The sequence below is a fragment of the Dactylosporangium sp. NPDC050588 genome (assembly GCF_040654975.1).
In the GTDB taxonomy this organism is placed as follows: domain Bacteria; phylum Actinomycetota; class Actinomycetes; order Mycobacteriales; family Micromonosporaceae; genus Dactylosporangium; species Dactylosporangium maewongense.
Genome location: NZ_JBFAJA010000058.1, coordinates 42,178 through 65,009, shown reverse-complemented (window position 1 = coordinate 65,009; position 22,832 = coordinate 42,178). Strand labels below are relative to the sequence as shown.

General features: G+C 74.7%; 18 protein-coding genes. 11 read left to right on the top strand and 7 right to left on the bottom strand.

Features of this window, described 5'->3' with window-relative positions; all coding sequences use genetic code 11:
• Positions 1 to 190: 190 nt before the first annotated feature.
• From AB0I21_RS35035 to AB0I21_RS35015, 5 genes are all read left to right on the top strand, one after another.
• Positions 191 to 3,832, top strand: coding sequence for a helix-turn-helix domain-containing protein (locus AB0I21_RS35035; RefSeq protein ID WP_360567650.1), 3,642 nt, complete (start codon positions 191 to 193; stop codon positions 3,830 to 3,832).
• Positions 3,829 to 4,557, top strand: a complete 729-nt coding sequence (locus AB0I21_RS35030) for a DUF1963 domain-containing protein (RefSeq protein ID WP_360567648.1) — start codon at positions 3,829 to 3,831, stop codon at positions 4,555 to 4,557. The genes AB0I21_RS35035 and AB0I21_RS35030 overlap by 4 nt, the downstream gene beginning before the upstream one ends.
• Before the next feature lie 93 nt (positions 4,558 to 4,650).
• On the top strand, positions 4,651 to 6,939 hold the full coding sequence (locus AB0I21_RS35025) for an EAL domain-containing protein (protein ID WP_360567646.1): 2,289 nt from the start codon (positions 4,651 to 4,653) through the stop codon (positions 6,937 to 6,939).
• 230 nt (positions 6,940 to 7,169) lie between these two features.
• The gene (locus AB0I21_RS35020; protein WP_360567688.1) at positions 7,170 to 8,753 is read left to right on the top strand and encodes an ABC transporter ATP-binding protein; all 1,584 of its coding nucleotides are present in this window, start codon (positions 7,170 to 7,172) and stop codon (positions 8,751 to 8,753) included.
• Entirely contained in the window at positions 8,750 to 10,456 is a 1,707-nt protein-coding gene (locus AB0I21_RS35015; protein WP_360567645.1) for an ABC transporter ATP-binding protein, read from the top strand. The genes AB0I21_RS35020 and AB0I21_RS35015 overlap by 4 nt, the downstream gene beginning before the upstream one ends.
• A 40-nt stretch (positions 10,457 to 10,496) precedes the next feature.
• Here the strand turns inward: AB0I21_RS35015 and AB0I21_RS35010 are convergent, their stop codons facing one another.
• The 4 genes from AB0I21_RS35010 to AB0I21_RS34995 are packed head-to-tail and all read right to left on the bottom strand — an operon-like array spanning position 10,497 to position 14,504.
• The gene (locus AB0I21_RS35010) at positions 10,497 to 11,459 is read right to left on the bottom strand and encodes a hypothetical protein (RefSeq protein ID WP_360567643.1); all 963 of its coding nucleotides are present in this window, start codon (positions 11,457 to 11,459) and stop codon (positions 10,497 to 10,499) included.
• Positions 11,456 to 12,532 (bottom strand): hypothetical protein, encoded by a 1,077-nt coding sequence (locus AB0I21_RS35005; RefSeq protein ID WP_360567642.1) that lies wholly within the window; start codon positions 12,530 to 12,532, stop codon positions 11,456 to 11,458. The genes AB0I21_RS35010 and AB0I21_RS35005 overlap by 4 nt, the downstream gene beginning before the upstream one ends.
• Positions 12,529 to 12,981 (bottom strand): DUF4188 domain-containing protein, encoded by a 453-nt coding sequence (locus tag AB0I21_RS35000; RefSeq protein ID WP_344505158.1) that lies wholly within the window; start codon positions 12,979 to 12,981, stop codon positions 12,529 to 12,531. Before AB0I21_RS35000 ends, AB0I21_RS35005 begins: the two co-directional genes overlap by 4 nt.
• A complete protein-coding gene (locus tag AB0I21_RS34995) occupies positions 12,978 to 14,504 on the bottom strand; it encodes a phenylacetate--CoA ligase family protein (protein WP_360567640.1) in 1,527 nt (508 codons plus the stop codon). The genes AB0I21_RS35000 and AB0I21_RS34995 overlap by 4 nt, the downstream gene beginning before the upstream one ends.
• Positions 14,505 to 14,614: 110 nt before the next feature.
• On the opposite strand from AB0I21_RS34995, the gene AB0I21_RS34990 reads away from it, so the two are divergent.
• Genes AB0I21_RS34990 through AB0I21_RS34980 form a run of 3 tightly spaced genes read left to right on the top strand, consistent with a single transcriptional unit; the run spans position 14,615 to position 17,787 of the window.
• Positions 14,615 to 16,225, top strand: coding sequence for an amidohydrolase family protein (locus AB0I21_RS34990; protein ID WP_360567639.1), 1,611 nt, complete (start codon positions 14,615 to 14,617; stop codon positions 16,223 to 16,225).
• Between the two features lie 39 nt (positions 16,226 to 16,264).
• A complete protein-coding gene (locus AB0I21_RS34985) occupies positions 16,265 to 17,128 on the top strand; it encodes a hypothetical protein (RefSeq protein WP_360567637.1) in 864 nt (287 codons plus the stop codon).
• On the top strand, positions 17,125 to 17,787 hold the full coding sequence (locus AB0I21_RS34980; RefSeq protein WP_360567635.1) for a tyrosine-protein phosphatase: 663 nt from the start codon (positions 17,125 to 17,127) through the stop codon (positions 17,785 to 17,787). The genes AB0I21_RS34985 and AB0I21_RS34980 overlap by 4 nt, the downstream gene beginning before the upstream one ends.
• Here AB0I21_RS34980 and AB0I21_RS34975 read toward each other — a convergent pair.
• The gene (locus AB0I21_RS34975; RefSeq protein ID WP_360567633.1) at positions 17,743 to 18,285 is read right to left on the bottom strand and encodes a MarR family winged helix-turn-helix transcriptional regulator; all 543 of its coding nucleotides are present in this window, start codon (positions 18,283 to 18,285) and stop codon (positions 17,743 to 17,745) included. The two genes, AB0I21_RS34980 and AB0I21_RS34975, sit on opposite strands and share 45 nt — an antisense overlap.
• A 60-nt stretch (positions 18,286 to 18,345) precedes the next feature.
• Between AB0I21_RS34975 and AB0I21_RS34970 the strand changes: the two genes are divergently transcribed.
• Positions 18,346 to 19,161 (top strand): LLM class flavin-dependent oxidoreductase, encoded by an 816-nt coding sequence (locus AB0I21_RS34970; protein ID WP_360567631.1) that lies wholly within the window; start codon positions 18,346 to 18,348, stop codon positions 19,159 to 19,161.
• Here the strand turns inward: AB0I21_RS34970 and AB0I21_RS34965 are convergent.
• Both AB0I21_RS34965 and AB0I21_RS34960 read right to left on the bottom strand, forming a co-directional pair.
• Positions 19,158 to 19,955, bottom strand: coding sequence for an SDR family oxidoreductase (locus AB0I21_RS34965; protein WP_360567629.1), 798 nt, complete (start codon positions 19,953 to 19,955; stop codon positions 19,158 to 19,160). The genes AB0I21_RS34970 and AB0I21_RS34965 overlap by 4 nt on opposite strands.
• A gap of 69 nt (positions 19,956 to 20,024) precedes the next feature.
• Positions 20,025 to 20,861: an alpha/beta hydrolase gene (locus tag AB0I21_RS34960; protein WP_360567627.1), complete on the bottom strand. Its 837-nt coding sequence runs from the start codon at positions 20,859 to 20,861 to the stop codon at positions 20,025 to 20,027.
• Positions 20,862 to 20,917: 56 nt separating this feature from the next.
• On the opposite strand from AB0I21_RS34960, the gene AB0I21_RS34955 reads away from it, so the two are divergent.
• Complete coding sequence (locus AB0I21_RS34955; RefSeq protein WP_360567625.1) at positions 20,918 to 21,520, top strand: TetR/AcrR family transcriptional regulator; 603 nt, start codon at positions 20,918 to 20,920, stop codon at positions 21,518 to 21,520.
• A 1-nt stretch (position 21,521) separates the two neighbouring features.
• A complete protein-coding gene (locus tag AB0I21_RS34950) occupies positions 21,522 to 22,796 on the top strand; it encodes a lanthionine synthetase LanC family protein (protein ID WP_360567623.1) in 1,275 nt (424 codons plus the stop codon).
• Positions 22,797 to 22,832: the final 36 nt, after the last annotated feature.

The following is a 22,832-nucleotide window of genomic DNA, read 5'->3' as shown; positions in this document are numbered from 1 at the left end:
GGTGGACGGCAATGCCCTGGTCGGCGGATTGCCTTGCCTCGTCCACCGTGGACGGTGCGGGAATTGACCGACAGTGCACCTTGCACCGGACAAACAACGCCGGACAACCCGCGGTATCGTGCTGACCCCAGATCGCGGAGGTGCAATGGTGGGCCGACCCGAGAAGCCGGTGGATCCTCAGGCCGGTCCGGTGCAGCGACTCGCGTGGCAGCTGCGGCAGCTGCGCGAGCAGGCGGGCAGCCCGAGCTACCGGGCCCTGGCCCGCCGGGCCCACTACTCGGCCAGCACGCTCGCCGAGGCGGCGAAGGGCGACCGGCTGCCGTCGCGGGAGGTCACCGTCGCCTACGCCGAGGCGTGCGGCGGCGACCCCACCGAGTGGAACGCCCGCTGGGAGGCCGCCGCGGCGGACCGGCCGGCGCGGACCGCGCGGGTCGAGGAGCACTGCCCGTACCGGGGACTCGCGGCCTTCCAGCCGGAGCAGGCCGAGTGGTTCTTCGGCCGGGCCGAGCTCGTCGAACGGCTCCGGGCGAAGATCGACCGGCTGCCGGTCGTCGGCGTGTTCGGGGCATCCGGCAGCGGCAAGTCCTCCCTGCTGCGGGCCGGCCTGATCGGCACCCTGCCGAAGACGTGGCGCACGATGCTGATGACCCCGACCGAACACCCCCTCGACGCGTTGTCCGACCTGGTCACGAAGTTGTCCGGCGCCGACCGGCACCGCGTCCGGGAGGAGCTCGCCAGCGACCGGGCCGCCCTGGACGTCGCCGTGCGCGGCGCGCTCGCGGCCGCGCCGCCGGACACCCGGGTGCTGCTCGTCGTCGACCAGTTCGAGGAGGTGTTCACGCTGTGCGCCGACCCGGACGAGCGCCGCACGTTCATCGCCGCGCTGCTGGACGCCGCCCGCGGCGAGGACCGCCGCACCACGGTCGTGCTGGGCGTGCGTGCGGACTTCCTCGCGCACCTGAGCCGGCACGCGGACCTCGTCGACGCGCTGCGCGACGAGGCGCAGCTGCTCGTCGGGCCGGTGACCGGCGGCGACCTGCGGGAGATCATCACCCGGCCGGCCGCGCTGGCCGGGCTGAGCGTCGAGCCGGACCTGGTCACCACGGTCCTCGCGGACGCGGCCGACGAGCCCGGCGCGCTGCCGCTCGTCTCGCACGCGCTGCTGGAGACCTGGCAGCGCCGCGACGGCGCCACCCTCACCCTCGCCGCGTACCACGCCGGGGGCGGGGTCCGCGGCGCGATCGCGCAGACCGCGGAGCGGGTCCACGCCGGCCTCGCCCCGGCCGAGCAGGCGGCGACCCGCCGGATCTTCCAGCGGCTCACCGCCCTCGGCGACGGCACCGAGGACACCCGTCGGCCGATCGCCCGCGCCGAGCTCGACGGCGTCGCCGACCCGGGCGTCACCGCCGTGGTCCTGCACGAGCTCACCGATACCCGCCTGGTCGTCCTCGGCGACGGCACCGTCGAGGTCGCGCACGAGGCCCTGATCCGGGCCTGGCCGCGGCTGCATCGCTGGCTCACCGACGACCGCGCCGCTCTCGTCGCGCACCGGCGGCTCACCGACGCCGCCCACACGTGGCGGACGCTGCACCGTGACAGCGGCGCCCTGTACCGGGGGGCGCAGCTCGCCGCCGCGCAGGGCCTGACCGGGCTCAACCAGCTGGAGTCCGCGTTCCTCAAGGAGAGCAACGACCTGGCCGAGGCCGAGCAGGCCGGGGTCCGGCGGCAGGCGCGCCGGCTGAAGCGGCTCGTCGCCGGCATGGCCGTGCTCCTGGTGCTCGCCGTGCTCGGCGGCGCCGTCGCCACCCGGCAGCGCCAGGACGCGCGCCGGCAGCAGGTGGCGACGCTGGCCGAGGAGGTGTCCCTGCGCTCCCGGTCGCTGCTGGCCACCGACCCCGAGCTCGCCGGCCTGCTCGCGGTCGAGGCGGAGCGCCTGCACTCGACCACCGAGTCCCGCGGCGCGGTGCTCAGCGCCGCCGTGGCACCCCGCCGGCGCGAGCTCAACGTCGGCGGGCCGTCGATCTACGCCGTCGCGTTCGACCCCGGCCGCACGCTGCTCGCCTCCGCCGCCGGTGACGGCACGATCGGCCTGTGGGACCCCGTCCGCGGCACCCGCACCGGCACGCTGACCGGGCACACGGGGCGGGCGGCGAGCGTCGCGTTCAGCGGTGACGGGACCCGCCTCGCATCGGTCGGGATCGACGGCGCCAAGGGCTCCGTCATCGTCTGGGACACCGCCACCCGGCGGCAGCTGCACCGCTTCGACGCCGACGGCCTCGGCTCGGCGATGGCGTTCAGCCCCGACGGCATGACCGTCGCCGTCGCCAAGGGCGCAACCATCGCGCTGTTCCACGCCGGTACCGGCGGCACCACCGTCCTCACCGGGCTGGGGCACGCCGTGGCGTCGCTGACCTTCAGCCACGACGGGTCGCTGCTCGCCGCCGCCGGCGGTCAGGCGCCCAAGGTGTGGGACGTCGCCGCGGGCACCGTCGTGGCCGAGCTGCCCACGCAGCACGTGTTCTCCGTCGCGTTCGCCGAGGAGGGGTTCACCCTGGCCGCCTCCTCGGAGGACCGGGGCGTCACCATGTGGGACGTCACCGGCGGGCGGGCCGCGGCCCTGCCGGGGCTGCCGGGCAACGGCGGGTACTCGTGGGCCATCTCCGCACCGGCCGGCGGCCGGCTCGCCGTCGCCGACGAGAACGGCGCCATCACCGTCTGGGACCTGCGCGGCCGCGAACCCCTCGAGACGCTGCAGGACCGCGGCCGCACCGAGACGGTCACCGTCGTGCTGAGCCGGGACGGCACCTACCTGGCCTCCGCCGGCTTCAACGGCACGATCGTGGTGCACGACCTCGCCGCCCGGCCGTTCGGCGCGTTCACCGCCCGGGTCCACGACGTCAAGGTCAGCCCCGACGGCACCACCGTCGCGTCCGCCGGCAGCGACGGGACGGTCCGGCTGTGGGACACCGCCGGGAAGGCGTCGACCGTCCTGAGTGGACACGGCGACGAGGTCCAGGCCGTCGCGTTCCACCCGGGCGGACAGATCCTCGCCGCCGTCACCCGTACCAACACCGTCACCATCTGGGACGTCCGGCTGGGCAGACCCGCGACGGCGCCGCTGCGCACGAACGGGTCGGGGGTCACCACCGACCTCGCCTTCGACCCCACCGGCGGGTTCCTCGCCGCGGCGACCCTCGGCCCCTCGATGTGGGACGTGCGCGACGTCGGCGCGCCGGTCGACCGCACCGCGTCGCTCGACCCGCGGATCGTCACGTCGTTGGTGTTCACCCCCGACGGCCGCCGCCTGGTCGGCGCGAGCGCCGGCGGCTACGTCAACACCTGGGACACCGCGACCGGACGCCTGCTGAGCCGGGTCAACACCGGGCAGAGCGCGGTGCAGGACATCGCCGTCAGCCCCGACGGCGGCATGCTCGCGACGGCGGGCGACAGCCGGACCGTCAAGCTGTGGGACACCGCGACCGGCCGGGAGCTCGCCGTCCTCGGTGGACACACCGCGCCGGTGCAGGTGCTCGCCTTCGACCGGGACGGTCGCCGGCTCGCGTCCGCGGGCGACGACCACTCCGTCATCGTCTGGGACGTCGCCGGTCGGCGGCCCCTCGCCACCCTGACCGGCCACACCGCGCGGGTCCGCGGACTCGCGTTCACCGCCGCCGGCACGCTCGTCTCCGGCGCCGAGGACGGCCGGATCGTCAGCTGGTCGTTCGACGTCGCCGCGGCACGGGACCGCATCTGCGCCGGCCGCGCGCTGACCCGGCAGGAGTGGGCCACGCACCTGCCGTCGGCCCCGTTCCGGCCGACCTGCGGCCGGTGAGCACTCGGAGGGCAGGCCGGGATGCCGAGCTGGATCCGTCGATCGTCGCGGCGGTCCTGGCCCTCACCCGGCCCGCGCTGGAGCTGGCGGTGCTCGAGGACTGGGAGCACGAGGACGACGAGATCGCCGACGGCGGCCGGTACGCCGGCAGCTACGGCGGACTGCCGCGCCTTCCGCCCGGCGTCGACTGGCCGGCCGCCGGCGGCGAGCCGCTGACCCTCCTCGCCCAGCTGCGCTGCGACGCCCTCGCCGGCCTGCTGGGCGCGGAGTGGACGCTGCCCCGCGACGGCCTGCTGCTGTTCTTCGCCGCGGTCCGGCGCGACGAGCCCGACGCCGGCAGGGTGCTTCACGTGCCCGGCGCCGGGCCGGTACAGCGGGCGCCGGAACACGCGGAGGTCGTCCCGGCGCAGCCGCTCGGCGCGTGGCCGGTCCGGTCCGTGCCGGAGCTCGACGACCCGGCGCTGCGCACCCTGCTGCACGCCACGGGCCCGGCGCTCATCGACGTGCTCCGGGCGCTCGCACCGGAACACACCCCGCACCAGGTCCTGGGCCGGCTCGGCGACGGCTACCACCCGCAGCGGCCCGGCACCAGGCCGCTGCTCCAGCTGGAGGGCGAGGAAGGCACCGCGTGGGGCGAGCTGGTCCGGCTGGCGTTCGTGGTCCCCGGCGACGACCTGCGGCAAGGCCGGCTCGACCGGGTCCGGATGACCTACGAGGTCGCCTGACCGCTCGCCGGCCTCGCATCGCCGGGGTTGCCATCGCGGCGCAACCCGGGTGCGCGCATTCAGGTGCCGGCCGGACCGCCGATCCTGCCCGGCGTGACCGCCGACCATCGCGCCCCGCTGCGCCACGTCGCCGCCACCTTCGGCGTCACGGCCGCGGGCGCGCTCTGGTACGTGCTGTGGACGGTCACCGGCATCGGCCCGGCCACCGTGTCCTACCTGCCGCTGCCCCTCGCCGCGGCCGGCGCCGCCGCGGCGGTCCTCGACCTGCTGCGCCGCGCCCCGCTCACCCCGCCGGCCGTCCGGTTCTGGCGGCTGATGCTGGTCGCGTTCGGCCTCGTCGGCGCCGGGTACACGGTCCTCGCCGTCGCCGGGTTCCGCGACACGTCGATCCTGCCGCCGATGCCGCTGTCGGCGGCAGCCCTCGCCGGCGCCGGCTTCCTCGCCGCGATGTGGGCGATGGTGCGGGTCCCGCTCGGCATCGCCGGCGCCGGCGAACGCTGGCGGCAGTGGCTGGACCGCGCGATCGCCTTCCTCGGCTGCGGCACCGTCCTGTTCCACTTCGGGCTGGCCCCGGTGATGACGGCGGCCACGCCGTGGAGCGCACAGACCATCGTCCTGCTGGGCCTGTCGCGCGCGCTCGCCGCCGGCGGCATCACCAAGGTCGCCTACATCCGCGGCGGCCCCATCGACCGGTCCGCCCTGCGCCTGATCGGCTCGACCGGCCTGACCGGCGCCGTCGTCGCGCTGCTGCTCGTCCACGGCGGCGACGCCGGCTCCGTCGCGGACCAGGCGGTGGTCATGCCGTTCGCGGCGGTGCTCGGCGCCCTCGCCGTGCGCCGCCAGTGGCAGCACGCCGCCGCCGGACGGGGCCGCGCCGGGGTGTGGCTGCCCTACCTGGCCGTCGCCGCCGTCGACGTGCCGCTCATCGCCGTCATCCCCGGCGAGCTGACCACGGCCGACCGGTTGGTGATCGCGGCGTCGGTACTGGTGACAGGCCTGGTCACCGTCCGGCAGTTCGTCGCGTTCCGGGAGAACGCCCGGCTGCTCGCCGACAAGCGCGCCTCCCAGGAACGCCTCGAGCACGACGCTACCCACGACGGCCTGACCGGCCTGCCCAACCGCGCCCTGTTCCGGCAGCGGCTCGCCGCCCAGCTCGACCGCGGCGACGCCACCGTCCTGCTGGTCGACCTCGACGACTTCAAGAGAATCAACGACTCCCTCGGCCACGACGTCGGCGACCACCTCCTCATCGCGGTCGCCGCCGTGCTGCGCCGCGAGACCGGCGCCGACGGCCTGCCCGTCCGCCTCGGCGGCGACGAGTTCGCCGTCCTCGTCACCGACCCGACCGCGCTCGGCGAGACGATCGCGCAGCGCGTCCTGGACGCCTTCACCGGACCGCTGAGCGAGCACCGGCTGCTCGCGCACGCCAGCGTCGGCATCGCCACCGCATCCGCCGGCACCCCGCTGGACAGTCTCCTGCGCGACGCCGACGTCGCCATGTACGCCGCCAAACAACGCGGCAAGGCCAACTGGGTCCGCTACCACGACGGCATGGCCCAGCCCGTCGCCAGCCACGCCCAGCTCGGCGGCGAGCTGCGCCGCGCCCTCGACGCCGGCGAGTTCACCGTGCACTACCAGCCCATCATCGCCATCCGCACCGGCCGCATCGTCGGCGTCGAGGCCCTCGCCCGCTGGCAGCACCCCACCCGCGGCATGATCTCGCCCGCCGAGTTCATCCCCGCCGCCGAGAGCACCGGCCTCATCGTCCCCCTGGGCCGCTGGGTCCTGCGCGAGACCTGTCGCCAGGCGGCCGCCTGGCTGGCCGAGTTCGGCTCCGACGCCCTGCAGAAGTTCGGCCCCAACGTCTCCGCCCGCCAGCTCCACGACCCCGACTTCGTGTCCGACGTGCAGTCCGCCCTCGCCGACTCGGGGCTGCCCGCCGACCGCCTGGTCCTCGAGCTCACCGAGTCGGCGGTGCTGCGCGGCCCGCAGGTCTCCCGCGCCCTGTTCCGCCTGCACGCCCTCGGCGTCCGCCTCGCCCTCGACGACTTCGGCACCGGCGAGTCGTCCCTCAGCCTGCTCCGCGCCTTCCCCGCCGCCATCATCAAGCTCGACAAGTCCTTCGTCGACGGCATCGAGCTCGACCCTCCCGGCTCCCCGGAAGCCGACGCCAGGCAGGCCGTCGCCCGCGCGGTCGTGCAGCTCTCCCTGGCCCTCGGCCTGGACACCGTCGCCGAGGGCATCGAGAACGCCGCGCAGGCGGACCGCCTCATCGAGCTGGGCTACTCGCTGGGCCAGGGCTACCACCTGGCCCGCCCCATGCCCGCCACCGAGATGACCCAGCTCCTGTCCACCCAGCGCGACCTCGTCTCCCCGTCCTGACCCTCCTCGGCGACGAGTGCTCGCCGCTGCGCGATCACGAATCCTGAGAGGCAGCGGCCGACGGTTCGCTGTGGGCGGGGCGGCGGGTGGGATATCGCTGACCGCGAACGTCTCGGGCGGGCGGCGTACGGGGTCCATGGGGCAGCATGGGATGGATGGAGGTCGGGGGGTCCGCGGGGTTTCTGGTCCGGCTCGGGTGGCAGATCAGGGGCAGGGTCGCGCTCGGGGCGATGTTCGGGTCGCTGTGGTTCATGGGGCTGGCGTTCATGCCGTTCCTGATCTCGCAGGCGATCGACAGGGGGTTGCAGTCGCGGCGGCCGGTGGCGCTGGCGGGGTGGGCCGGGGCGGTGCTGGTGGTGGGGGTGGCGAGCGCGGGGCTGGGGATCATGCGGCACCGGAGCATGACGAAGCTGCGGATGACGGCGGCGCTGCGGACGGCGGATCTGATCATGACGCATGCGACACGGCTGGGGGCGGCGTTGCCGCGCGGGGTCACGGCGGGGGAGGTCGTCACGATCGGCATCTCCGACGTGTGGACGATCGGGCGGGCGATGAACGTCGGTGGGGTCGGGGTGGCGTCGACGCTGGCATACACGGTGGTGGCGGTGCTGCTGGCCCGGACGTCGGGGACCCTTGCCGTGGTGGTGCTCGCCGGGGTGCCGGTGCTCGTGCTGCTCGTCGGGCCGTTGCTGCGGCGCACGCAGCGGGCCGGGCTGCGGTACCGGGACCGGCAGGGTGAGCTCAACGCGCGGCTGGTCGACGTGCTGGGCGGGCTGCGGATCCTCAACGGCCTCGGCGGCAAGGAGGTCTACCACGGGCGCTACCAGGTCGGGTCCGCGCTGCTGCGGGACCAGGGCTACCGGGTCGGCGGCCCGTCCAGCTGGATCGGGGCGCTCGGCGGCGGGCTGCCGGTGGTGTTCCTCGGGCTCGTCGTGTGGCTCGCCGCGCGGCAGGCCGCGGCGGGGGAGCTCACGGCCGGTGAGCTGGTCGCGGTGTACGGGTACACCGCCATGCTCGTGATCCCCGTCGATGTGATGATCTTCTGTGCGTTCGATGCGACGCGGGGGCTCGTCGCGGCGCGGCGGGTGGTGGACTTCCTGAAGCTGCCCGTCGACGACCCGGGCGGGACGGCCGCGCCGGACGGGCCTGCCACGCTGCGGGACCCGGAGTCCGGGGTGGTCGTGGAGCCGGACCGGCTGACCGCGCTGGCTGGGGCGCGACCCGAGGAGTCGGCGGCGGTGATCGACCGGCTCGGGCGGTACGGGCCGACCGACGTCACCTGGGGAGGCCGGCGGCTCGCCGAGATCGCGCAGGCCGAGGTGCGGGCCCGGATCCTGGTCGCCGAGCACGACGCCGACCTGTTCGCGGGGCCGCTGCGGGAGGTGGTCGCGGGGCGCGACGAGCCCGACGACGACCTGGTCAGCGCGGCGATCCGGACCGCGGTCGCGCACGACGTCGCCGCCGAGCTGGACCGCAGGGTCGAGTGGGGCGGGCGGAACCTGTCCGGCGGGCAGCGGCAGCGGGTGCGGCTCGCCCGCGCCGTCCACGCAGATCCGGAGCTGCTGCTGGTCGTCGAGCCGACGTCCGCGGTCGACGCGCACACCGAGGCGGCGATCGCGGAGCGGTTCACGGCCGCGCGGGCCGGGCGCGGCACCGTCGTGGCCACCACGTCGCCGGTGCTGCTGGACCACGCCGACGTGGTGCACTACCTCGTCGACGGCAGGGTCGCCGCATCCGGCACGCACCGCGCGCTCCTCGCCGCCCAACCCGGCTACCGGGCCCTGGTGACCCGCGCGTTCGGAGACGACGCATGACGACGACCCTGCCGATCGCCGGCCAGCGGGTGGTCGGGCGGGCGGCGCTGCGGCTGATCGCGGCCGACAAGCCGTCCGTCGTCGCGATCCTCGTGCTCAACTCCCTGGCAGCGATCGCCGGGCTCGGCGCGCCGTGGCTGCTCGGCCGGATCGTCGACACGGTGACCGGCAAGGGCGGCGCCGTCGACCGGCTCGCGCTCGCGGTGCTCGCGTGTGCCGTCGCGCAGCTGCTGCTCACCCGGTTCGCGCTCGCGATCGCGTACCGGTTCGGCGAGCGCACGGCGTTTCGCATCCGGGAGGACTTCCTCCGGCGCGCCCTCGCCCTGCCGGCGGCCGTCGTCGAGCGGGTGCCGGCCGGTGACCTCGCCGCGCGGGGCACCACCGACATCGACGCGGTCGCATCGACGCTGCGCGACGTGCTGCCGGGCATGACCGTCGGCGCCGTGCAGATCGTGTTCATCTGCTCGGCGCTGCTGGTGATCAACCCGCTGCTCGGTGTGGTCGGCGTCCTCGGGCTGTCGGGGATCTGGTTCGTCACGAGGTGGTACCTGCGCCGGGCCCGCACCGCGTACCTCGCGGAGGGGGCGGCCAACTCGGTGCTCGCCGACGAGCTGAGCGCCACCACGGCCGGGGCCCGCACGATCGAGGCGTTCGCGCTGCGGGAGCGCCGCCTCGCCGCCGGGCACGCCGCGATCGCCGAGACCCACCGCACCCGCCTGGCGACGCTCGGGCTGCGCACGGTGTTCTTCCCGCTCGTGGAGACGTCGTATGCGGTGCCGGTGGTCCTCGTGCTGCTGGTCGGCGGCATGCTGTCGATCGGGGGCCGGGTCAGCCTCGGCACGGTCGTCGCCGCCGTGCTCTACCTGCGGCAGCTCGTCGGCCCGCTGGACAGCATCCTCATCTGGATCGAGCAGCTGCAGAGCAGCAGCGCGTCGTTCGCCCGCGTCGAAGGCCTCGCCGCGATCCCGGCGGCGGCCCCGGCCGCGACGGAGGCGCCCCGGGACGACCGGATCGAGGTGCGCGGCGTGCGGTACGCGTACGAGCCCGGACATGACGTCCTGCACGGCGTCGACCTCACCGTCCGCCCCGGTGAACGGCTCGCGATCGTCGGCCTGTCCGGCGCCGGGAAGTCGACGCTGGGCATGCTCGTCGCGGGCGTGGACCGCCCCACCGCCGGCACCGTCACCGTCGGCGGCGTCCCGATCGCCGACCTGCCACCGGACGAGCTGCGCCGGCAGGTCGTGCTCGTGACGCAGGAGCACCACGTGTTCCGCGAGTCGCTGCGCGACAACCTCATCGTGGCCGCCCCCGACGAGGAGCTTCACGAGGCGCTGAAGACCGTCGGCGCCGACTGGGCCGACGACCTCGACCGTGACCTGGCGCTGCACCCGCTGGACGGCGCCCAGGCCCAGCAGGTCGCGCTGGCGCGGGTGGTGCTGTCGGACCCGCACACCGTGATCCTCGACGAGGCCACCGCGCTGCTGGATCCGACGGCCGCCCGGACGGCGGAGCGGGCCCTCGCCGCGGTGCTGCACGAGCGGACCGTCATCGCGATCGCGCACCGCCTGCAGACGGCGCACGACGCCGACCGGGTCGCGGTGATGGAGGACGGCCGGATCATCGAGCTCGGCACCCACGACGAGCTCGTCGCCGCCGGCGGCCCGTACGCCGCCCTGTGGCACTCCTGGCACGACGGCGTGTGAGGCCGGATCGCCGCGGCGCCCGGCGAGCCGGCGTAGCGTCCTACGCCGACGGGATGCGGGCCGAGCGGACCGGCGGCTGGAGCGGCCGGCCGGTGCGGAACACGGCGAGGGGTGCCTCGTCGGGCGCGAGGCCGAGGCGCTCGGCGAGCCGGGTGCCGGTGGCCGTGCAGTCCAGGAGCTGGCTCAGCGGGTGGACGGCGAGGCCGCGCTCCGACAGCGCCAGCCACACCCGCACGAGGGCGCGTCCGTGCTCGATCACCGCTTCCGGGGTGACGGCGCTGCCGACGAGGACGAGGACGCTGCCGTCGTACCGCAGCAGACCCTTCGACGCGGCGGCCAGCAACGCGGGGCCGCCGAGCCGGCGGGTGACCCGGTAGGCGCGCGGCCCGATCATCGCGGCCAGCCCGGACGCCTCGACGCGCGACAGCGCCATCGCGCGGTCCGTGAGGCCGTCGAGCCGGTACCGCGGATGCTTCGGCGACAGGCGCATCCACTCCCGCAGCTCGGCGACGACGGCGGGGGTGCCGAACATCCACCGGTCCGCCGCCGCGAGCGGCTTGACGAGCGAGCGGCTGGGTAGCTGCCGCAGGTCGGCGCCGAGCGCGGCCAGCGCGGCGAGCGTCGCGGTGTCCAGGGTTCCGGGCGCGTACCCGCCCCGCGCGCAGCCGCGCTGCCGCACCGACGCGAGGGTGAAGGGCGTCTCGTACACGGCGGAATCCGGCACCAGGCTGGCGGCCCGCAGCGAGGCGCGGTCGACGGACACCGACGCCCGCACCGGCAGGCCCGCGTCGGCCGCGACGATCAGGCAGGTCTCGATGAACGCGCCGAGGGAGAGGAACAGGTCCCGCCGCGTCGGGTCCGAGTCGGGCAGCGCCCGCGAAGGGTCCCAGTGCACGTCGACGGCGTCGTCGCCGTACCGCAGAACCCACGGCTGCGTGTTGTGCGCGCTCGGGGCCCGCCGGCAGTCGTCCTCAACCGCCCGCAACGAAGACACCCAGCTCATCCGACCGCCCGTTCGTAGAAGGTGTAGCCGTGCAGCGGGCGGCCGCCCATCCGCCGGTACTGCGCCGCGGACGCCGGGTTGTCGCGCTCCACGTAGGTGCTGCGCAGCGTGCGGTAGCCGCCGGCGCGCAGCCCCCGGTACAGCTCGCGGGACAGCAGCGTCAGGTAGCCGCGGCCCTGCTCGTCGGGGACGGTGCCCTTGATGATGAGGACGGCGTCGCGGCGGTAGCGGTTGCGGGTGGCGAGCAGGCGCAGCTGGTTGAGCACGCCGAGCCGGCCGCCGACCTTCATGAAGAACTCCGACACGTCGGGCACGGTGACGATGAACGCGACGGGCCGGCCGGCCTTCTCCAGCCACAGCAGCAGCGCCTCGTCGAGCAGGAACGACAGCCCGTCGGTCTGCTTCGCCAGCTCGTCGGCGTCGATCTCGGTGTAGTAGCCGAGCTGCGCGAACGACGCGTTGAGCATCTCCCGCAGGATCGGCAGCTGCGCCTTGAACCGGCGGCGGGAGCCGTGCCGCACCACGAGGTCCTCGGCGGCGATCCGCGCGTCGTCGAAGGTGAACTCGCCGCCCGCGCAGACGTCGCACAGCCACGTGTCGGCCTCGAAGCGGCGGGTGAAGCCGTGCCGCTCGTACGAGACGGGGTAGTGCGGCGGGTTCCAGGCGGAGTCGATGAACCCGCGCTCGTCGAAGCCCGACGTGATGACGCCGCCGGTCTGGTTGGGCAGCAGCCCGACCGGGCCGAACAGCGCCTCCGTGTCGCGGCCACGCTCGGCGACCAGATCGAACAGTGCCGAGGCCGCCGCGTCGTCGGCGAACTCGGTGAGGCCGAAGAGCTGGTGCCGCCGGCCGAGCTTCGCGTCGAACTTCGCGTTGCGGTGGACGCAGGTGCGGCCGACCACGGTGCCCGAGTCGTCGCGGGCGAGGAACAGCTCGGCACCGTCGCCGGTGAAGCCCGCGATGACCGAGTCGGCGAGGGGCACGTACCGGTCGCGCGGGTGCAGCCGCAGCGGCAGGTCGCAGAACGCGCGCAGCCCGGCCCGGCCGGTCACGGGTTCGAGGTGGACGGTCACGACGCCGGCCGGTGCACGGCGGGGCCGTCCGTCTCGCGGGACAGCGGCGTGTAGGTCTCGATGTGCGCCATCGTATTGCCTTCGGCGCGCCAGACGCCGTTGGTGTAGCCGCTCTCCTCGGCGTTGTAGAGCCGGATGTAGCCGCCGGTGGCGTTGCGGGTGCCGTTGTCGGTGATCCAGCACATGAGGTCGCGGTGGTGTTTGGTGCGCGCGAACTGCAGCAGCGCGTCCCGGTCGCGGAAGAACGCGATGGTGCCGAGCGTGAACGGCCACTGCCAGTAGACGGTGTGCCAGCAGTAGCCGGGCAGCCGCTTCATCTGGCGCACCATCTTGAACCAGGTGAACGTGAGGATGAAGATCGAGTGGGGGCCGCGGTAGCGGGTGGCGCCGACGAACATCGCGGTCGCCTGCCCGACCGGTGGCACCTTCGAGAAGTCGGTGGTCCTCATGCGGCGCTCCTGGCCAGGTAGACGTTTTTGATCTTGCCGTTGCTGGCGGCGAACGGTCCGGCGCCGTGCTCGTGGACGCGCACGCGCAGGTCGGCGGCGCTGGGGTCCTCGGCGAGGGACTCCGCGAAGTCGCGGCTGACCTCGGCGAGGTAGCGCACCACGCCGCGCCGGCACACGTCGGCCAGCTCCTCCTGCTCCGGCTGCGTCAGGTGTACGGCCTCGCGCAGCTGGATGTGGATCACCGGGCGGCTCTCGAGGTCGGTGTGCTCCTCGAGCGTGAGGCAGAAGCTCTGGATCTGGTGGGCGAGGGGGTTGTCCTGGTACAGGCCGTTCTCCACGTCCTGCGGGTAGATGTTCGCGCCCATGTACGAGATGGTGCTGTCCTTCCGCCCGAACAGGAACAGCAGCGGCAGCTTCATCCGGTCACCCTCGAACGCCCGCTGCATCTCGGCGTCCTTGCCCACGATCCTGGTCAGCTCCGCGTAGGACATGAGCTTGCCCTCGTCGCCGATGTTGTAGCGCACCTTCGGGTTGAGCACCGCGGTCGTGTTGATGGTGCACAGGATCTCGCCGTCGGCGGTGGTCTCCAGATAAGTTTCGAGGGGGTTGTACTGGAAGATCATCGGCAGCCGGTGCTCGTCGGCGCCGAGCAGCGCCTCCCGCAGCCGCTGGTCGGTGCGCAGGCGGCGGCGCAGCCACACCGTCAGGTCGGTCTCGCCGCCCATGCCGATCGTCAGGTCGCTGGCGCCGTAGCCGGAGCGCACCTTCGTGAAGCGCTGCTCCAGGTAGTCACGCAGCGCCTCGGTCATGCCCTCGCCGCCGACCAGCGCGGACAGCTTGTAGGGCGCCCAGTCGAAGCCGACCGCGTCCATCTTGTCCAGCAGGTGCTTCAGGAACGGCGGGTAGGCGGTGATGACGTAGTCGAAGCCGGGCCCGAAGTGCCGAAGCGTGTCGATGATCTTGTCGAGGTCGGGCCCGGTGTTCTTCACCATCGCGACGCGGGCCATCGCGATGCCGGTGTTGGTGCCGGTCGCCCACGCGCCCATCGAGTAGGCGTTGATGACGAACCGCCGCTTCGACGGGAACACCAGCGTGGTGTAGCCGGCGAGGTTCTTGTGCACCGTCCCGAGCTCTTTCTTGCTGCGGATCCAGTTGTACGGCTGGCCCGACGACCCCGACGACTCGTCGACGACGCTGCCGGCGATCTCGATCCGGCCGTGCCAGCAGCGCTGCTCCTCCGGGTACGCCTTCACGTAGGTCAGCTTCGCGGTCGGCGGGTAGGACGTCAGGTCGAACCAGCGGAACCGCCAGTCGTTGCGACGCAGGAAGTCGCCGTACGCGGGCACGTCGATCGCCGCGAACTGGCAGGTCATCCACGCGTGCAGGCGGGCGAACCGGGCCATCCACGGCCGGTAGTTGCGGGCCATCAGCCGCCACACCGCCGGGTGCACCCGGTAGATCGCGTACAGCCAGGTCAGCCCGAAGCTGCTGATCCGAAGCACCCATTGGCGCACGAACGTCACGACCGTTCCCTTCCTCCCTGACCATCCACACGGACCGTCTACATCCTCGGCTGCCGGCCGTCGTGGCGCCTGAGCCGTCCTACTCGCATCCGGGTAAGTATTGTTGCCGCATGGCCGGGACACTCATGACCGGAGCGACGATCTGGGCCGGCCCGACCTGCACCCCGCAGCCTGGCTGGCTGCTGGTCACCGGCGACAGGATCACCGCCACCGGCGCGCACGACACACCGCCCCCGCCGGCGGACACCATGATCGACGTCGCAGGGTGTCACATTCTGCCCGGGTTCGTCGACACACACCTGCACGCCACCGTTGTCGGGTGGCAGACGCTCGGCGTCGACGGCTCCGCCTGGACGTCGCTGCCCGCGGCGCTCGCCGCGATCGGGGCGGCGGCCGCGGCCGACCCGCACGCGCCCTGGCTGCTGGTTTGGAACGCCCGGCCGTTCCGGTGGCCGCAGCGGCGCCTGCCGACCGCCGCCGAGCTCGACGCCGTCGCGCCCGGCCGTCAGATATTGGTCAGCGGCGTCGACGTCCACCGCGGCACCGTCTCCTCCCAGGCGATGCGGGCGCTCGGCATCACCACGCGGCGGGCCCAGGACGGTGACGTGAGCCTCGACCGCCGGGGCCGGCCGACCGGCGAGATCTGGGAGCAGGCCTACGGCGAGGCCCTCGCCCGCGCGCTCGCCTCCGCCCCCGGCGACCCGGTCGCGCTGACCCGCCGGGCACTCGACCGGTGCGTGTCGCTGGGCATCACGCACGCGCACGAGGCGTACGTCCCGCCGCAGCACCACGAGCGGATGCTGGGCCTCGCGGCGCCCGCGTCGCCGCGGCTGTCGTGGGCGGTCGGTGCCGGCGAAGGGCTGCTCAGCCCCCTGGAAGGGCCGTCGGTCGCGCCGGACGGCGACTACGGGGCGAGCGGGCGCGAGGCGAAGCTGTTCCTCGACGGCGGCGACCGGTGCGCGGTCTGCATGCCGGCCCGCGCGCTCGGCCGGCTCACCTGGCAGGCCGTCAAGGAGACCGTCGCCGCCCGGCACCCGGGCCCGCTGCGCGACGCGATGCGCCGGCGCACCTCCGTACAGGGGCGGACACTGCGGCTGGAGTACCTGCGGTACTCGGACCGGGAGCTCGCCGACCTGCTGTCCGCGTACCTGTCGGCGGGGCTGCGCCCGCGGATGCACGCGCTCGGCAACCTCGCCGTGCGGCAGGCCGCGACCGCCCTGCGCGCCGTGGGAGCCCCCGCCGGCGCCGCCGTCATCGACCACCTGGTGCTCCTCGACCCGGCGGCCGTCGACCTGGTCGCGGCGAGCGGGGCGTGGGCGACGGTGCAGCCCGGCTTCCTCACCACGTTCGGCCCGCAGATCGTCGACGGCGGCACCGACCGCTTCCTGACGGTCGTCGGCGGGCGGTCGCTGCTGGACGCGGGCGTGCCGCTGACCCTCGCCTCCGACCACCCGGCAGGGCCGCTCGACCCGCTCGGCAACCTCAGGCTCGCGGTGCGGCGGCCGATCCAGCCGGCCCAGGCGCTGACCCCGTCGGAGGCGGTGCGGGCGCTGACGGTGACGGCGGCCGCGTCCCTCGGCGCGCCGGGCGCCGGCGGCCTCGCCGCGGGGGAGACCGCCGACCTGGCGATCTGCGACGGCGACCCGTTCGACCCCGCGACCCGCGTCACCCAGACCTGGATCTCCGGCCGCCGCGTTTGGCCCGCGGCCGCCACCGGGTAAGTTGCTCCGATCGACGGGTTCGCACTGGGAGACCACGGATTGACCGAGGCGCTGACGCCGCGCTGGCAGGAGGCCGACGAGGCGGTGCACTCGCTGGTCGCCGTCCTGGTGGCGGAGGCCGCCCGGACCGCGGACCGCAGCGCCCGCAAACGCCCCCGCGGCCGGACTCGGTCGAAGAGCACCCGCCGGCACATCGCCGAGGTCGTCCGCGCCCACAAGCTTGCGCCGGGGCTGCGGGTGGACCGGAACATGGTCGCGGCGCTGATGCTGGGCCACCGCGACCTCATCAGCAACCCGGTCCTCGTCGTGGCGGTCGCCCAGGCCTGCGGCATCATCACCGGCCGGAAGCTGGCGCCGAAGCGGGCCGCCCGGCTGCGGGCGGCCAGCGTCCGCGTCGGGAAGCTCATCGCCCGCGCGAACGCCGAGACGATCCGCGTGCCCGCACCCCGGCCCGCTCCGGTCCCGCCCGCGCCGCCGGTCCCGCCGGCGCCCTCGGTCTCGCCGGCGCCGTCGGCTGAGATTGCGCCCGCGGCTTCGGTTTCGCCGGCGCCTGTGCCTGAGGTTGCGCCTGTACTCGACGTTGCGCCTGTGTCTGACGCCGCCGCGCCCGTGCCGGGGGCCGCGTCCGTCCCTGGGTCCGCGCCCGTGCCGCACGATGCGCCCGTGCCGCATGTCGTGCCGGTGCCGGAGGCCGTGCCCGTGCCCGGGGGTGCGCCGGTGCCCGGGGGTGCGCCGGTCAAGGTCGAGGCCCGGCCGGTCGCGAGGCGGGCGTCGCGAGCCGCGGCCAGGGCGGCGGCACGGAAGCGTCGCCGCCGCCGTCAGCGGGCCCGCCGGCGGTGGCTCCTCGTGCTCGGCGCGCTGCTGGTGCTGGTCGCGGCCGTCCTCATCGGCCTGGCGTCATGAGGTTCACCCCGCTGCCGTGGTCCGGGCTGCGCAACGCCCGCGACCTCGGCGGCCTGCCGACCGCGGACGGCGGTCAGGTCCGGCACGGCGCCGTGGTGCGCGCCGACTCGCCGCACCGGCTCACTCCCGACGGCGTGGCCGCGCTGCGGGCGCACGGCGTCACCCGCGTCATCGACCTGCGCAGCGCCGACGAGGCGTTCCTGCGGCCGAACGTCCTGGCCGCGGACCCGATGTACCGGCTGGTCCCGTTCACCGACCCCGACGACGACCCCGCCGACGAGCTATGGGACCTGGCCGGCATCGACGAGCTGTACCGCTGCCGCATCGCCGGCGACGCCCGGCGCATCACCACCGCGGTCGCCGCCGTCGCCGATGCCCCGCCCGGCGCGGTCCTCGTGCACTGCCAGGCGGGCCAGGACCGCACCGGCATGCTCGTCGCCCTGCTGCTCCGCGTCGCGGCCGTGCCCGACGACGTGATCGTCGCCGACTACACGTTCTCGTCGGTGTGCTGGGAGTCGCCGGGCGAGTGCGAGCCCGAGTCGATCCAGGCGGTGCTGGACCTCGTCGACGAGCGGTGGGGCGGTGCCGAGGGCTACCTGCTCGCCCACGGCCTGTCACCCGACCGTCTCGCCGCCCTCCGGAGCAGGCTGCGCGACTGACCCGCCGGAGGACCGACGGCGGCGTGGGGGAGTGGGCGGCGTCGCGTCGGTGAGGTGGGCGAGGACCTTGTCGGCGATGCGGCCCAGCGCGGCGACGTCGGCCTCGTCCAGGACGTCGATGAAGTGGCGGCGGACCGAGGCGACGTGGTGGACGGCGGCGGCCTGGACCGTGGCCCAGCCGTGGTCGGTGAGGATGACGGTGGCGCTGCGCCCGTCGGCGGTGGAGGGGCCGCGGGCGACCAGGCCGCGCTGCTCCATGCGGCTGACCTGGTGGGACAGGCGGCTCGTCGACCAGCGGATCGAGGCGGCCAGCTCGCCGAGGGGGAGGCGCCGGTCGGGGGCCTCGGAGACCGCGGTCAGCACGTCGTAGTCGGCGTCGGACAGGCCCGAGTCGGCGCCGAGGTCGCGGGTCAGCTGGAGGTCGAGGAGGCCGCGCATGCGCCGGTACCCGCGCCAGGTGTGCATCTCGGCGTCGGTGAGCCAGCGCGGTTCCGTCATGCGGCCAAGCCTAGGCGATCTGCTTGACGTGTCAAACGAAAGCGAGCTAGCGTGCATGACATGTCAAGCATCAGGGTTGGGGTCGACGTGCCCGCGTCGACGGCGGTGGACCCGGTCGCGGCGGCGCGCGCCGCCGAGGCGCTCGGGTACGACTTCGTGTCCACGTCCGACCATCCGAGCGGCGCGGATCCGAGCCACGAGAGCTGGACGATGCTCGCGTGGATGGCGGCGCACACCGAGCGGATCGGGGTGATGCCCAGGGTGCTCGGGGTGCCGTACCGGCGGCCCGCCATGGTCGCCAAGATGGCCGAGACGCTCGACCGGCTCAGCGGCGGCCGGCTGATCCTGGGGCTCGGCGGCGGCTCGTCCGACGAGGAGTTCCGCGCGTTCGGCATCGACGTGCCGTCGCCACGCGACAAGGTCGACGGCCTCGCCGAGGCGATCGAGATCATCCGTGGCCTCTGGACCGGCCCCGCCACGACGTACACGGGCCGCATCCATCACGTCGCCGCCGCGCCGATGGAGCCGAAGCCGGACCGCCGGATCCCGATCTGGCTCGGGACGTTCGGCCCCCGCGCCCTCGACGTGACGGGTCGGCTGGCCGACGGGTGGATGCCGTCGCTGGGGTACGCGTCCCTGGAGGCGCTCCCCGCGATGCGCGACCGGGTCCTGGCCGCGGCGGAGCGGGCGGGTCGCTCGCCCGAGGACATCACCTGCGCCCTCAACGTCGAGGTGCGGGCCGGCGACGACACGGCGGACCGGCTGCAGGCGCTCGTCGCGATGGGCTTCACGGTGCTCAACCTGAAGGTGCCCGGCCCGGGCCGGGACGAGCAGGTGGAGCGCCTCGCTCTCGAGGTGCTGCCGCAGCTGCGCTAACGGCGCAGGTCGTGGCGGCGGTGGGTGGCCTTCGACACGAGCGAGGACGGCATGAGGCGGCGCAGCGGGAAGACGACCGGAGCGTTGCTGCCGACGGCGTAGAACGCCTTCGGCCGGGGCGCCTCGACGGCCTTGACGATGGTGGCGGCGACCCGCGCGGCCGGCACGCCCTTGCGCTCGTTGCGGTCGAGGGCGGCCAGCATCCGCTCGAAGTCCGCGCGGTGCGGGGAGTCGTCGGCGACGTACTTCGTGCGGCGCTCGCTGATACCGGTGCTGATCGAGCCGGGCTCGACGGTCGTCAGCCAGACGTCGAACGGTGAGTACTCGTGCCGCGCCCCCTCCGCGAAGCCTTTCAGGGCGGCCTTGGACGCGACGTACGACGAGCGGTACGCCAGCGGGAAAGACGCGAGCATCGACCCGACCATCACGACCCGGCCGTGCCGGCGCGCCCGCATGCCGGGCAGGAGCAGCTGGGCGAGCCGGACGGGCCCGAGGACGTTGACCTGGAACAGCCGGCGCAGCGCGTCGGCGGGGAGGTCCTCGAACGGGCCGGTCTGGCTCTCCCCGGCGTTGTTGACCAGCACGTCGACCTGGCCGGCGGCCGCGGCGAGGGCCTCGATGGACGTGTCGTCCTCGAGGTCGAGCGGCAGGAGCTCGACGCCTTCGGGAGGGTCCTGCACGGACGCGGGGTGGCGGCTGGTGCCGACGACGCGGTAGCCGCGCGCGGCGAGGGCGGCGGCGGTCGCCTTGCCGATGCCCGACGATGCCCCGGTGACCAGCGCGGTGCGATGCATCGCTGCACCATATCGCTGTCAGGCGGCGAGGGCGATCTCGGCCGTGACCCGGTCGGGCTCGCCTCGCTGTCAGGCGGCGAGGGCGATCTCGGCGGCGACCCGGTCCGGCTCGTCGAGGGGCAGGAACGTGCGACCGCCCGGGACCTCGACGAGGTCGGCGTCGGGGAACGCGTCGCGCAGCCGCCGGGCGAGACTCAGCTTGAAGAACAGGTCGGCGTCGCCCCAGACGAGGCGGACCGGCTTCGTGAAGGTGTGCAGCCGGGTCGAGACGTCGAGCAGCTCCGCGGGCGAGATGCCGCGCAGGAACGCGGCGGTGTCGCGACGGATCGCCGCGTCGGCGCGCAGCGGCGCGACCCAGCGGGCGGTCAGGGCGGCGTCGAGGGGGTCCCGGGCCAGCCCGCCGTAGCCGGCGATGGAGTGGCGCAGGGCCTTCGCCCGCACCGACGCCGCCAACATGCGCAGCCGAGCGGGCCGCCGACCGGCCTTGACGAGCAGCCCGATGGGCGCCGGGGGGAACTGGTCGAACGCGTCGCAGTTGGTCAGGACCAGCCGCCCGATGCGCTCGTGCCCGGCGTCGATGAGGAACTGGCAGATCGCGCCGCCGGTGTCGTTGCCGACGAGCGTGACGCCGGTCAGGTCGAGCGCGGCGATGAAGTCGCCGAGCAGCGCCGCGATGCCCCGCGGGCTGAGGTCGGTCCCGGGCGGCCACGGCACACGGTGCGACCCGAGCGGCAGGTCCGGCGCGTAGCTGCGGATGCCGCGGGCGGCGAGCGCGTCGGCGGTGCGGGTCCACAGCTCGGCGTTGACGAGCAGGCCGTGGACGAGCACGACCGGCGGCAGCGCGCTGTCCTCCGGGCCGGCCACGCGGTATTCGATGCGCCCCTGCGGGATGTCGACGGCGGGCATGGCGCCTCCTCGCGATATGTTCAGTGCATGGCACAACAAACATACGTACTGCCTGTATGAAAAGCAATCGCCGAACCCAGGAACAGCGTTCGGAGGCGACCCGCGCCGCGCTCATCCAGGCGGCCAGGCCGCTCTTCGCCGCGTCCGGCTTCACCGCCGTGGGCACCGAGGCGATCGTCCGCGCCGCCGGCGTCACGCGCGGCGCGATGTATCACCAGTTCGCCGACAAGACCGACCTCTTCGCCGCGGTGTTCGAGGCGGTCGAGGCGGACCTGACCCGCCGCATCGACGACGCGGTGGGCGGCAGCGGGCTGACCGACCCGATCGCCCTCATGCGCCTCGGCGCGGCGACCTGGCTGGACGCGTGCGCCGAGCCGGAGGTGCAGCGCATCGTGCTGATCGAGGCGCCGTCGGTCCTCGGCTGGGCCCGGTGGCGGGAGATCAGCCTCCGGCACGGCATGGGCCTCGTGCAGAGCCTGGTCAGCTACGCGATCTCGGTCGGGCGGATCGCCGAGCAGCCACCGGAGCCGCTGTCGCACGTGCTCATCGGCGCCATCGACGAGGCGGCGCTCTACCTGTCGCAGGCCGAGGACCCGGTGCGGGCCCGCGCGGACATCGGCGCGGTCCTCGATCGCCTCATCGACTCCCTGGCGGTGTGACGTGACCTCCTACCAGCAGCTCGGCGAGGCGGCCTGGGCGTGGACGCTCGCCCAGGTCGGCGCCGACGACGACGGCCCGGTGCTGCCCGGGCCGGACCGCGACCGCGAGACGGTGTACGCGGGCGTGCCCGGGCTGGCGCCCGTCCTCGCCGAGCTGCGCCTGCACCGGCCGCTGACCGGCGCCGAGGCGGCGCTCGCGGACGGGATCGTCGCGCGCGTGACGGCCGGCGTCCCGGACCGGGTCGAGCCGTCGCTGTACGACGGCCTCGCCGGCGACGTCACCGTGCTGCGCCTGCTCGCGCCCGGCTCGGAGCGGATCGCGCTGGAGCGGCTCGCGCACCTGCGCACCCCGGACGGGTGGGAGACGACGTTCGACATCAGGGCCGGCAGCCGCGCGCCGCTGACCGACGTCGTCATGGGCACCGCCGGGGTCGTCCACGCCGCCGCGTGGGCCGGCGGCGACCTCGCCGACGCCATCATGACCACGGGCGGCGAGGCCCTGCTGCGGGCCGCCGAGCCGACGGACCACGGGCTCGACTGGCGGATGTGGCCGGGGTACCGCTCCAGCAACCCCAACTTCTCGCACGGCACCGCCGGCGTCGCCGCCGCCCTCGCGGTGGCCGGCCGGGCGCTGGGCCGGGCCGACTTCGTCGACGCGGCGCGGCGCGGCGGCGAGCACCTGGCCGCGATCGCGGACCTGTCCGGCGACGGGTTCGCCGTCGAGCACACGATCCCGCGGTCGCAGCGGGAGGTGGAGCCCGTCACGTACAACTGGTGCCACGGCCCGGCGGGCACCTCACAGCTCTTCCCGGCCCTCGCCCTCGCCGGCATCCCCGAGGTCGGCGGCTTCCCGGTCGGCGACCTGCGCCGCCGCTGCCTGCACTCCGTCCTCACCTCGGGCGTCCCGGCCCGCCTGCGCCCCGGCTTCTGGGACAACGACGGCCGCTGCTGCGGCACCGCCGGCGTCGGCGACATCCTCCTCGACGCCGCCCAGTCCACTTCGGACGCTTCGCTGCTCGCGGCCGCCCGCACCATGGCCGACGCGTTGGCGGAGCGCGCGCTGTTCGACGAGGCGGGCGCGCACTGGCGGTTCGTCGAGCACCGCCAGGACCCGCCGCTACTGCCGCCGAACCCCACCTGGATGCAGGGCTCGGCCGGCATCGCCGCCTTCCTGCTCCGCCTCGCCCGCGTCGACCGCGACGGCCTCACCGCCCCGGTCGTCGATCGCCCCGACCAGTGGTGGACCGTCCCACCGGCGGTGCGGGCCTCCTCGTGAACCCGCCGCACCGGGCAGTGCCACGCTCGCCGGGGG